Genomic DNA, 11,442 nt, shown 5'->3' with positions numbered 1-11,442 from the left:
GATAGCGTTGTGTCAGTCTCCAAACATGGCGACTGGTGCGCCGCCATCGCGAGCAGGCTCACTCCTACAGGGGATAATCGTTGTGTCTGATGCACTTATAACCTGCCGATAAGTCAATTTTCGTCAGCATCAAGCCCCACTAAAATGCTCCGGTATTTTCACCCCCGGAGTTTTCATTCATGACATCCCTGACGGTCACGGCGCCGCTTGCCGCGACCAGCCCGGCGACGGCGGCTGCGCCACCGGTGTTCGGGGCGCGGATCATCATTGGTCTGGTCGGCGTGCTGTTGGCCGTGCTGGTCTCGGGCCTCAACGAGATGGTCACCAAAGTCGCACTCGCCGATATTCGCGGCGCGCTGCACATCGGTTACGACGAAGGCACCTGGCTCGTCGCCAGTTACACCGCCACGTCGGTCGCGGCCATGGCCTTTGCGCCGTGGTGCTCGGTGACCTTCTCGCTGCGCCGTTTCACCCTCTGCGCCATCGGCCTGTTTACCCTGCTTGGCGTGCTGTGCCCGTTCGCCCCGAATTACGAAAGTCTGTTGTTGATGCGCATCCTTCAGGGCTTGGCCGGCGGCGCGCTGCCGCCGATGCTGATGACCGTCGCGCTGCGCTTTCTCCCGGCGAACATCAAACTCTACGGACTGGCCGGCTACGCCTTGACCGCGACGTTCGGTCCGGGACTCGGCACGCCGCTGGCCGGTCTGTGGACCGAATACGTCGGCTGGCAATGGACCTTCTGGCAGATCATCGTGCCGTGCCTGATCGCCATGGCTGCCGTGGCCTACGGCTTGCCGCAGGATCCGCTGCGCCTGGAGCGGCTCAAGTCATTCAACTGGAAAGGCTTGCTGTTGGGCTTTCCGGCGATCTGCATGTTGGTCATCGGCCTGTTGCAGGGCAATCGGCTGGACTGGTTCGAATCAAGTTTGATCTGCGCCTTGCTCGGTGCCGGTTCGCTGCTGCTGGTGGCTTTTCTGATCAATGAATGGTCGCAGCCGATTCCGTTTTTCAAGCTGCAGATGCTCGGCATCCGCAACCTGATGTTCGCGTTGATCACCCTCGCCGGCGTGCTGATCGTGCTGTTGGCGGTGGTGCTGATTCCGTCGAGTTATCTGGCGCAGGTGCAGGGTTATCGTCCGGCGCAAACCGCGCCGATCATGCTCATCGCCGCGTTGCCGCAGTTGATCGCGCTGCCGCTGGTGGCGGCGTTGTGCAATTTACGCTGGGTCGATTGCCGCTGGGTGCTTGGCATTGGTCTTGGCATGCTCGCGCTGTCCTGCCTGGGCGGTTCGCACCTGACGTCGCAGTGGATCCGCGACGATTTCTACGTCCTGCAATGGCTGCAGATTTTCGGCCAGCCGATGGCGGTGTTGCCGCTGCTGATGTTGTCGACCGGCAGTATCTCGCCGATGGAAGGGCCTTTCGCGTCAGCGTGGTTCAACACCGTCAAGGGGCTGGCGGCAGTGGTTGCTACCGGCGTAATCGAAGCGCTGACCACTTCGCGCCTGCATTTCCATTCGACCATGTTGGTCGACAGCCTCGGCAATTCGCCGCTGGCCGATCACAGCGATCCGGGCCTCGCTCACCGCCTGCACGAGCAGGCGGTGGTGCTGACTTCGTCCGACCTCTACGTGTGCATGGCTGGCGTCGCCGTGGCGTTGATCCTGCTGATTTTCTGGCTGCCGACGCGGATTTATCCACCGCGCGCGCCGACCTGATCGCTGCACTGAAACTGAAGGTTTTTTTATGACTCAATCCAAGCAAAAACTCGCGGTAGCCGTGGCTGCCGCATTGGCGGTGGGCGTGCTGGTGTACCTGGCGATGCCAGGACTGTTCGGAAACCGCACCGAGCAAACCACCAACGACGCGTTCGTCTCCGCCGACTACACGCTGGTGGTGCCGCGCGTGGCCGGCTTCATCAAACAGGTGCTGGTTGAAGACAACCAACAGGTCAAGGCCGGGCAGTTGCTGGCGTTGATCGATGACCGCGATTTGCGCGCCGCAGCGGAAGCGGCGGATGCGCAAACCCTGGTCGCGCGGGCGCAGTTGCAGAACGCCAACGCGACTCTGGAGCGGCAGGCTTCGCTGATTGCTCAGGCGCAGGCTGCAGTGGTCTCGGCCAAAGCGCAAATGGCTTTCGCGCAGCAGGAACTGAACCGCTACAACCACCTCGCCGGGGTCGGCGCCGGCACCGTGCAGAACGCGCAACAGGCACGCACGCGCATCGATCAGGCCTCGGCACGCCTCGACACCGCGACGGCGAAGCTGGCGGCCGAACGCAAGCAGGTCGAAATCCTCACTGCCCAGCGCAACGCTGCCGAAGGCACTCTGAAACATGCGCAGGCGGCGCTGGAGATCGCCAGTTTTAACCTGTCCTATACGCGCATCACCGCGCCGCAGGACGGCATGATCGGCGAGCGTGCAGTGCGTGTCGGCGCCTACGTCACGCCGGGCAGCAAACTGCTGGCGGTGGTGCCGTTGCAGCAGGCGTATGTGGTTGCCAATTTTCAGGAAACCCAATTGACCGACGTGCAGCCGGGGCAGGATGTGCAGGTACGGGTCGACAGCCTGGGCGGCGAAGCGCTGAGCGGTCGCGTTGAGAGCATCGCCCCGGCGACCGGTGTGACCTTCGCGGCGGTGAAACCGGATAACGCGACGGGCAACTTCACCAAAGTGGTGCAGCGGATTCCGGTGAAGATCGTGCTGGAGCCGGGCCAGCCATTGGCCGAGCGCTTGCGGGTGGGGATGTCGGTCGAGGCGAGTATTGATACCGCCAGCTCAAAAGCATCCAAGCGTGAGGTGACGCAGCGATGATCGGTGTTGAATCGGCTGTCGCCTTCGCGAGCAGGCTCGCTCCCACATTTTGTAATGCGTTCCCCCTGTGGGAGCGACCCTGCTCGCGAAAACGCCAGTGGCAGCAACTCACCCTGAGTACCTTGCTTGCAGTCAGCCTCGGCGCTTGTACCGTCGGCCCGGACTTCCAGAAACCCGCAGCCACTCAACCCGCCGACTGGGCCAAACCCGTCCAGTCCGCCCCAAGCCAGGCCGTCAACGAGCCGCTGAACGAACGCTGGTGGGAAACCTTCCAGGACCCGCAGCTCTCCGCGCTCACTCAGCGCGCGCTCAACAGCAACCTCGACCTCAAACTGGCCAGCAGCCGCCTGCAACAAAGTCGCGCCGCGCGCCAGGTGATCACCGCCGAGCGTTATCCGAACAGCGCCGCCACCGGCAGCTACGCACGCAAACGCAACAGCGGCAAGGGTCTGAACGATCCATCGGGGAATAACGGTGATTCGGCCTTCAACCTGTGGGACGCCGGTTTCTCGGCTTCATGGGAGCTGGATTTCTGGGGCCGCGTACGTCGTGAAACCGAGGCCGCGGATGCCAACCTCGAAGTGGCGGAAAACGATCGTCGCGGTGTGCTGCTGACCGTACTGGCCGACACCGCGCAAAACTACATTCAGCTGCGCGGGGTGCAGAACACCCGTGCCGTCACCGAGCAGAACCTCGACGTCGCCCGGCACAGCCTGAAACTTTCGCAGCTGCGTTTGGCCGATGGCGTGGCGACCGATCTCGACGTCGCCGAGGCCGCCGCGCAAGTCGCCGCCATCGAAGCACGACTGCCAGCGCTCGAGCAGCGTCAGGCGCAACTGATCAACGCGATCAGTCTGTTGATGGGCGAACCGCCGCAAGCCCTCGCTCAAACGTTATCCACAGACGCGGCAGTGCCGCAGTCGCCTCTGCAAGTCGCCATCGGCCTGCCGTCTGAATTGGCCGAACGCCGCCCGGATATCCGCCAGGCCGAAGCGCGTCTGCACGCCGCCACCGCCAACATCGGCGTGGCCCAGGGCGATTTCTATCCGCGCATCACCCTGTCCGGCAACCTCGGATCGCAGGCCCTGCAACTCAGCGATTTCGGTTCATGGGGCTCGCGCGCCTTTGGTATCGGCCCGCAATTCAGCTTGCCGCTGTTCGACGGCGGACGTTTGCGCGGCATGCTGCAGCTGCGCGAAGCCCAACAACAGGAAGCGGCCATCGCCTACCAGCAGATTGTGCTGCGGGCCTGGCATGAGATCGACGATCAACTGACCGCGTACAACGCCAGCCAGCGCCGTCGCGACAGCCTCGCCGAAGCCGTGCGCCAGAACCAGATCGCCCTGCGCACCGCGCAGCAGCAGTACGTCGAGGGTGTGGTCGATTTCGTCAACGTCCTCACCGTGCAGAGCGCCTTGCTCGCCACGCAGGAACAATGGGTGGAAAGCTCAACCGGCGTTTCCCTGGCGATGGTCGGCTTGTACAAGGCGCTGGGCGGCGGATGGCAGTCGGTCTATCCGGCAGCGCAACTGGCCGCAGGTTCGCCGGACGTCGCCAGGCCCTGAACCCACAGCGACAGCTATGATCAACTCCACTGCAGCAAACGGCGTGACGCCGGACCTGAGTTCCAGAGGAGTTGCATCATGGAAAATCCGCAGCACAGCCTACCGGCCCTGTTCAAACAACTCGGCCTCCCTCACGACGCGATCAGCATCGATCAGTTCATCGCCAGCCATTCCCCGCTCAAGCCGGATTTGCATCTGGCCGACGCGTTTTTCTGGACGGAAAGTCAGGCGGAGTTTCTGCGCGAGGAGATTCTGGATGATGCGGATTGGGCGGAGGTGGTTGATCAGTTGAATTTGATATTGCGGAAGAAAGCATAAATAGACCAAAATCACGTCCTAATTTGAGGTCCTTATTATGCAAAGTGTTCTTGCCGATATGGCTGTCAGTGTCTCTGAACTAAAGAAAAATCCTACTGCCGTGTTGAACGGTGCACATGGGGGGGCCGTCGCTGTCCTCAACCACAATCGCGTCATGGGTTATATGGTGCCGGCCGAGGTTTACGAAGCGATGATGGAGCGGCTTGATGATCTTGAGCTGGCTGACATCGTTCGTTCGCGCCTCCACGAAACGCCCATTTCGGTAAGCCTGGATGACTTATAAGCTTGAGTTCCTGCCGTCTGCGCACAAAGAGTGGAACAAGCTGGGTCATACGTTGCAGGAGCAGTTCAAAAAGAAGCTGGGTGAGAGGCTGAAGCTTCCCAGAATCCCGGCTGACGCCCTCCACAGCATGCCCGACTGCTACAAAATCAAACTCAAAGCCTCGGGATATCGATTGGTTTACCAAGTCATCGACGAACGAGTCGTGGTTTCCGTGCTAGCGGTTGGCAAGCGCGAACGCAGCAGCGTTTACGATGCTGCCAAGAACCGTTGAACGAGCCCCCCGCTTTATTCAAGTGGCCGATGTTTGTCGATGAGATTCTTGAGTGACCGGGCTGGGCCATCAAAGTGTGGGATCAGTTTGATGTATCGTCTGGCATGACGCGCAGCATGTAAAAAAATTTGCGCGAAAAGGCTCAGATGTAAAAAAAACCTCCTTACTGTAAAAAAAATTTCGTTCTGTCACTCGCATTAGATTTTTTCTACGAAAAATTGCGAATCCAACTCGTGGACGCCTCGGCCAAGCGTGGAGAGATTTGTTTCAAAACTTGACTGAAATTCCCCACCAATGCGATATTGATAGTTAGCAAACTAACAGTGTCCGTTATCCCGTGTCCGATTCCCTCGACAGTCTCCAGATGAACATCAGCAGCGCCATGGTGGTGGCCGCCCGGCATTGGCGGAAGATCTGCCAGACCACGCTGGTCAATTACGGAATTTCCGAAGCCTGCGCCGTGCCATTGCTCATGATCGGCCGCTTGGGCGAAGGCGTGCGCCAGGTACAGGTCGCCCAGGCCGCCGGGATGGAGAGTCCGTCGCTGGTGCGCTTGCTCGATCAGCTGTGCCATGCCGGTTACGTCTGCCGCACTGAGGATGCCCAGGATCGTCGCGCCAAGTGCCTGAGCCTGACCGACACCGGTCGCGAGCTGGTGCAGGCGGTGGAGGCCGAGCTGGTGCGCTTGCGCCACGAAGTGCTGGAAGGCATCGAGCGCAGCGATCTGGAAGCTACGCTTCGGGTACTCAGGGCTTTTGAGGCGGCGAGTTCGCCTGTGGTGGTCAATTCTTGAACGGTTTTTTCACTGGCATGCCGCCGGCCCGTGACTGGTTTTACGGGGTACGTACTTTTGCCGCGTCGATGATTGCGCTGTACATCGCCTTGCTCATGCAAATGCCGCGTCCGTATTGGGCGATGGCCACGGTGTACATCGTCTCCAGCCCGTTTCTCGGCCCGACCAGTTCCAAGGCTCTATACCGGGCAGCGGGCACTTTTCTCGGCGCGGCGGCGGCAGTGCTGTTCGTGCCGATGTTCGTGCAAAGCCCCTACGTGCTGGTGGTGGTCATTGCCTTGTGGACCGGCATTCTGCTGTTCATGTCCCTGCATTTGCGCACGGCCAACAGCTATGCACTGATGCTGGCCGGCTACACCTTGCCGTTGATTGCCTTGCCGGTGGTGGATAATCCGCTGGCGGTGTGGGATGTGGCCGAGGCGCGTACCGAAGAGATTTTCCTTGGCATCGCCGTTGCTGCGGTGGTCGGTGCGATGTTCTGGCCGCGCCGGCTGGCGCCGGTGTTCAACGATGCGGTAAGCAAGTGGTTCGCCGATGCGACGAGCTACAGCCTGAAGTTTCTCAGTCGCGATGTGCAGCCGGAAGAAGTCACCGCGCTGCGCATGGCCATGGTCGCCAATTTCAACAGCCTTGAATTGATGATCGGCCAGTTGCCCCACGAAGGCGCGCGGCCACAAACCGTGCGCAACACCAAGGAATTGCGCGGGCGCATGATCCATTTGTTGCCGGTGATCGATGCGCTTGAGGATTCGCTATACGCCCTGGAACGGCGCACCCCTGAGCTGGTGGAAAAATTCCAGCCGTTGCTCGCAGCCACCCGTGAATGGCTGAGCCGTGCGGATGCCGATCTCGCGCGCTGGCAAGCACTGAGAGATCAACTCGACGCGTTGCAACCAAGTGCCGAAGCGCTGGAGGACCGTAAACAGTTGCTGTTCTCCAATGCGATCTACCGCCTCGGTGAATTCATCGATCTGTGGCAGGACTGCCGCAGTCTGCAGGATGCGATCCTGTGCGAGCGCCAGGACAGCTGGCGCGCCGTGTACCGGCACTGGCGCCTCGGCCGGTTGACGCCGTTCATTGATCGCGGGCTGATGCTGTACTCGGTGGCCTCGACCATTCTGGCGATCATCGTCGCTTCGGTGTTGTGGATTCTGCTGGGCTGGCCGGATGGCGGCAGTGCGGTGATTCTGGCGGCGGTGGCGTGCAGCTTCTTCGCCTCGATGGACGACCCGGCGCCGCAGATTTACCGATTCTTTTTCTGGACTGGGATGTCGGTGCTGTTCGCCAGTCTTTACCTGTTTCTGATTCTGCCCAACCTGCACGATTTCCCCATGCTGGTGCTGGCGTTTGCCGTGCCGTTCATTTGCATCGGCACCCTGACGGTGCAGCCGCGTTTCTACCTCGGCATGCTGCTGACGCTGGTCAATACCTCGTCGTTCATCAGCATTCAGGGTGCCTACGACGCGGATTTTTTTGCCTTCGCCAACTCCAACCTCGCCGGGCCACTGGGGCTGTTGTTCGCTTTTATCTGGACGCTGGTGGCGCGGCCGTTCGGTGCCGAGCTGGCGGCCAAGCGCCTGACTCGATTCAGTTGGAAAGACATCGTCAGCATGACCGAACCGGCCAGCCTCGCCGAGCATCGGCAACTGGGCGTGCAGTTGCTCGATCGGCTGATGCAGCACCTGCCGCGTCTGGCCCTGACCGGCCAGGACACCGGCATTGCCATGCGCGAGGTGCGCGTCGGTCTGAATATGCTGGATTTGCTTGCCTACACGCCGCGCGTCACTGGCGTGCCAAACGTCTTGTTGCGACAAGTGGTGGCCGAGGTTGGCGAGTATTTCCGCGCCTGCCTCAAAGCCGACGAACGCCTGCCGGCGCCGAGCGGTCTGCTGATGACCCTTGATCGCACCCGCCGTGCGCTGAACGGTGAGGGCGACGATGAAACCCGTCTGCACCTGTTGCACGCCTTGAGTGGTTTGCGTCTGGCCTTGCTGCCCGGCGTCGAATTCGTCTCCAGCGCCGAGCCCGAAGAACCGCTGCCCGATGGAGCGCCCCTATGATCGGTGATCTGGATATCAGCGGCATTTTCCTGCCGACCCTGCTGGTGCTGATGGGCATTACCTATGTGTTGTTTCTGTTGGTGCATGGCGTGCTGCAGCGCCTGCACTTTTACCGTCTGGTCTGGCACCGGGCATTGTTCAACGTGGCGCTCTACGCCGTGCTGCTGTACGGCGTGGACTCACTCAGTCGATACCTGATGACATGAAAAAACCGTTTCTGACTATCGGTCGCGTGGTCCTGACCCTGCTGATCGTTACTTTTGCCGTTGTCCTCGTCTGGCGCATGGTGATGTATTACATGTTCGCGCCGTGGACCCGCGACGGCCACATTCGTGCCGACATCATCCAGATCGCCCCGGACGTGTCCGGGTTGATCCAGCAGGTCGAAGTGAAGGACAACCAGTTGATCAAGCGTGGCCAGGTGCTGTTCAGCATCGATCAGGACCGCTTCAAACTGGCCCTGCGCCAGGCCAGGGCCGCCGTCGCTGATCGCCAGGAAACCCTCGCCCAGGCGCAGCGTGAAGCCAAGCGTAACCGTGGCCTCGGCAACCTGGTGCCGGCCGAGCAACTGGAAGAGAGCCAGTCGCGGGTGGCCCGTGCGCAATCGGCGCTGGCCGAAGCGTTGGTGGCGGTCGACAGTGCGCAGCTCAACCTCGATCGCTCGGTGATCCGCAGCCCGGTCGACGGTTACGTCAACGACCGCGCGCCGCGTTCGCAGGAGTTCGTCACCGCCGGGCGCCCGGTGTTGTCGGTGGTCGACAGCAATTCCTTCCACATCGACGGCTATTTTGAAGAAACCAAACTCGACGGCATTCACGTCGGGCAGTCGGTGGATATCCGCGTGATCGGCGACCGCGCACGGTTGCGCGGGCATGTCGAAAGCATCGTCGCCGGCATCGAAGACCGTGATCGCACCAGTGGCAGCAACCTGCTGCCGAACGTCAACCCGGCGTTCAGTTGGGTGCGCCTGGCGCAGCGGATTCCGGTGCGCATCGCCTTCGATGATGTGCCGGCCGACTTCCGCATGATTGCCGGGCGTACCGCCACTGTGTCAATCATCGACGATCAACCCCGGGAGCCGCAGCCATGAGCAAGGCCTGGTTGATCGCCGGGTTGGGTGTGATGCTCTCGGCCTGCCAGATGGTCGGCCCGGATTATCAGGTGCCCGCCGACGCGGCAGCGCAGCGCAAGGATATTCAGGGCGAGCTGGCAATCGCTGGCAAACCGGTGGTTTCGGCGCCGGTGCCGGCCGACTGGTGGCGACTGTATAAAGACCCGCGCCTCGATCAACTGGTGCAGCAGGCCATGGCGTCCAACACCGACCTGCGTGTAGCGGCGGCGAACCTGTCGCGGGCGCGCGCTCAGGTGGATGAAGCCGAGGCCGCTGGCGGTTGGAGTGGCGGCGTGAAAATGGGCGCCCAGCGTCTGCAGGAATCCGGTCAGGCGTTCCTGCTGCCGGAGAAAGTGCCGGTGGATAACGTCGGCGACATCGGCATCAGCGCTTCGTATCAGTTCGACTTGTGGGGCACCCTGCAGCGCGGCATCGAAGCGGCCAAAGCCAATGCCGATGCGACCCAGGCTGCTGCCGATACCGCTCGCATCACACTGGTGGCGGACGTGGTTCGCGCTTACACCCAGGTCTGCGCCGCCAATGAAGAGCGGGAAATCGCCGAGCATTCTCTCGATCTGCAATCGCAGAGCACTTCACTGATCCAGCGTCTGCGTGACGCCGGGCGTGGCGATGAAACCCAGGTCACCCGCTCGCAGACACAATTCAAATCCCTGCGCGCCGACTTGCCGCGTTATGAAGCGGCGCGTCAGGCCGGGCTGTTCCGTTTGTCGATGCTGCTGGCCAAACCGGTCGAGCAATTGCCGGCGGGCACGGCCAGTTGCGCCGAGTTGCCGAAGATCGCTCAACGGCTGCCGGTGGGCGACGGTGCTGCGCTGCTCAAGCGTCGCCCGGATATTCGTCAGGCTGAACGCCGTCTCGCGGCGGCAACGGCAGGCATCGGTATCGCCACCGGTGAGCTGTACCCGGACATCAGCATCGGCGCGACGATCGGCACCGTCGGTCTCATCGACGATCTGGGTGACCCTTCGACCAACCGCTGGGGTTTCGGCCCGTCGCTGAGCTGGAAGGTGCCGACCAACGGCGCCCGTGCGCGCATTCGTGAGGCCGAGGCCAACACTCAGGGCGCGCTGGCGCATTTCGACGGTGTGGTGCTCAACGCCATCCGCGAGACCCAGACCGGTCTGGCCCAGTACAGCGCGTTGCTGCAACGCCGCGATGCACTGGCCGAAGCCGAGCAGTCGGCGAAGCTCGCCGCCGAGCAGACGCACCGCTTCTTCCAGGCCGGACGCGAGTCGTTCCTCGCCGACCTGCAAGCGACCCGCACCTACACCGACGTCACCGCACAACTGGCCGCCGCCAACACCCAGGTCGCGATGAGCCAGATCGATTTGTTCCTCGCCCTGGGCGGTGGCTGGGAAAGCGGACGAACGAACACCTCGGGCGCCAGCAAACCCTGAGGCCGTTGCTATGCTTTGAAGTGTTGGAGGGGCGCCCCATGCCAAGCGCTCCTGCAATGCACATTGCTCGTGCTGGCCCAGGGGAAACCAATAATGAAAAACCCTTACGCTCTCGGCTTCTGGTGCGCTCTGGTCGCACTGGTGCTGCTCTCGGCCACATATTTCTACGGGATCATGCTGGCCCACCAGATTGACACGGCAATGGTTTTTCTCGACAGCGCCGTTGCGCTGATCGCGGTGATGGCGATCGTCGTCGTCGCCTGGACCTCGATTCAGCTGCAGCGGGTCAAGAAGCGTCAGCTCGAGCGCGGCAAGATGCTCGTGCTGATCTGGGACACCAAAGTCGCCCTGCGCCGGGTCGAAACCGTGTTCGACCGCTACTTCTGGGGCAGTTACTGGCAGCCCGGGCGAACCTTCGCCGAAGTCATGGGCGAACTCACCGGCACGCCGCTGGAAAAAAGCCTCGAAGCTCTGAAGAAGCAATGCCTGGAACTCGACAAGCAGATCGCCGATGAAGGCTGGCACTGGCTGAACAATGCTCGCGAGCTGTCAGATGTCGCCACGGCCATGGCCCGCGAACGCTATCAGCTGGATTTCTGCGATGTACGGATGGAGGCGCCAGGCGGGGCGGTGATCGATCGAGACTTCGAAGTGCTGGTGTACACCTGGACCGCGCGGCTGAAGAGCTTCGATCATCAGCTGGATGAAATTGAAGTCCAATATTCCTGATTTGTTGTGAATCCTCCGGCGCTATCGCGAGCAGGCTCACTCCTACATTTGGAATGCGTTCCCCCTGTAGGAGTGAGCCT

At 61.6% G+C, this 11,442-nt stretch carries 12 protein-coding genes; all 12 read left to right on the top strand.

Annotation, left to right across the window (positions count from 1 at the left end; all coding sequences use genetic code 11):
• Nucleotides 1-179: 179 nt before the first annotated feature.
• Nucleotides 180-1,718 (top strand): MFS transporter, encoded by a 1,539-nt coding sequence (locus tag DCO47_RS22085; RefSeq protein ID WP_116658917.1) that lies wholly within the window; start codon nucleotides 180-182, stop codon nucleotides 1,716-1,718.
• Nucleotides 1,719-1,746: 28 nt separating this feature from the next.
• Complete coding sequence (locus DCO47_RS22080) at nucleotides 1,747-2,814, top strand: HlyD family secretion protein (protein ID WP_116658916.1); 1,068 nt, start codon at nucleotides 1,747-1,749, stop codon at nucleotides 2,812-2,814.
• Nucleotides 2,811-4,379 carry an efflux transporter outer membrane subunit gene (locus DCO47_RS22075; RefSeq protein ID WP_177434369.1) on the top strand — a complete coding sequence of 523 codons (1,569 nt, stop codon included), beginning with the start codon at nucleotides 2,811-2,813 and terminating at the stop codon, nucleotides 4,377-4,379. The genes DCO47_RS22080 and DCO47_RS22075 overlap by 4 nt, the downstream gene beginning before the upstream one ends.
• Nucleotides 4,380-4,457: 78 nt before the next feature.
• Entirely contained in the window at nucleotides 4,458-4,697 is a 240-nt protein-coding gene (locus DCO47_RS22070) for a DUF2789 domain-containing protein (RefSeq protein ID WP_042610151.1), read from the top strand.
• 37 nt (nucleotides 4,698-4,734) lie between these two features.
• Nucleotides 4,735-4,980 (top strand): type II toxin-antitoxin system Phd/YefM family antitoxin, encoded by a 246-nt coding sequence (locus DCO47_RS22065; RefSeq protein WP_041477418.1) that lies wholly within the window; start codon nucleotides 4,735-4,737, stop codon nucleotides 4,978-4,980.
• The gene (locus DCO47_RS22060) at nucleotides 4,970-5,251 is read left to right on the top strand and encodes a type II toxin-antitoxin system RelE/ParE family toxin (RefSeq protein ID WP_116658915.1); all 282 of its coding nucleotides are present in this window, start codon (nucleotides 4,970-4,972) and stop codon (nucleotides 5,249-5,251) included. The genes DCO47_RS22065 and DCO47_RS22060 overlap by 11 nt, the downstream gene beginning before the upstream one ends.
• Before the next feature lie 364 nt (nucleotides 5,252-5,615).
• Nucleotides 5,616-6,044, top strand: a complete 429-nt coding sequence (locus tag DCO47_RS22055) for a MarR family winged helix-turn-helix transcriptional regulator (protein WP_016772266.1) — start codon at nucleotides 5,616-5,618, stop codon at nucleotides 6,042-6,044.
• Nucleotides 6,041-8,104, top strand: coding sequence for an FUSC family protein (locus DCO47_RS22050; protein ID WP_116658914.1), 2,064 nt, complete (start codon nucleotides 6,041-6,043; stop codon nucleotides 8,102-8,104). The genes DCO47_RS22055 and DCO47_RS22050 overlap by 4 nt, the downstream gene beginning before the upstream one ends.
• Nucleotides 8,101-8,310, top strand: coding sequence for a DUF1656 domain-containing protein (locus tag DCO47_RS22045; protein ID WP_016772264.1), 210 nt, complete (start codon nucleotides 8,101-8,103; stop codon nucleotides 8,308-8,310). Before DCO47_RS22050 ends, DCO47_RS22045 begins: the two co-directional genes overlap by 4 nt.
• Nucleotides 8,307-9,194, top strand: a complete 888-nt coding sequence (locus DCO47_RS22040; protein WP_065615324.1) for an HlyD family secretion protein — start codon at nucleotides 8,307-8,309, stop codon at nucleotides 9,192-9,194. Before DCO47_RS22045 ends, DCO47_RS22040 begins: the two co-directional genes overlap by 4 nt.
• Nucleotides 9,191-10,633, top strand: coding sequence for an efflux transporter outer membrane subunit (locus DCO47_RS22035; RefSeq protein WP_064361650.1), 1,443 nt, complete (start codon nucleotides 9,191-9,193; stop codon nucleotides 10,631-10,633). Before DCO47_RS22040 ends, DCO47_RS22035 begins: the two co-directional genes overlap by 4 nt.
• A 93-nt stretch (nucleotides 10,634-10,726) precedes the next feature.
• On the top strand, nucleotides 10,727-11,362 hold the full coding sequence (locus DCO47_RS22030) for a hypothetical protein (protein WP_042610156.1): 636 nt from the start codon (nucleotides 10,727-10,729) through the stop codon (nucleotides 11,360-11,362).
• Nucleotides 11,363-11,442 lie beyond the last annotated feature (80 nt).

This window comes from Pseudomonas sp. NDM (genome assembly GCF_003105095.1).
Lineage (GTDB): Bacteria > Pseudomonadota > Gammaproteobacteria > Pseudomonadales > Pseudomonadaceae > Aquipseudomonas > Aquipseudomonas moraviensis_A.
This window is presented reverse-complemented; position numbering and strand designations above follow the sequence as displayed.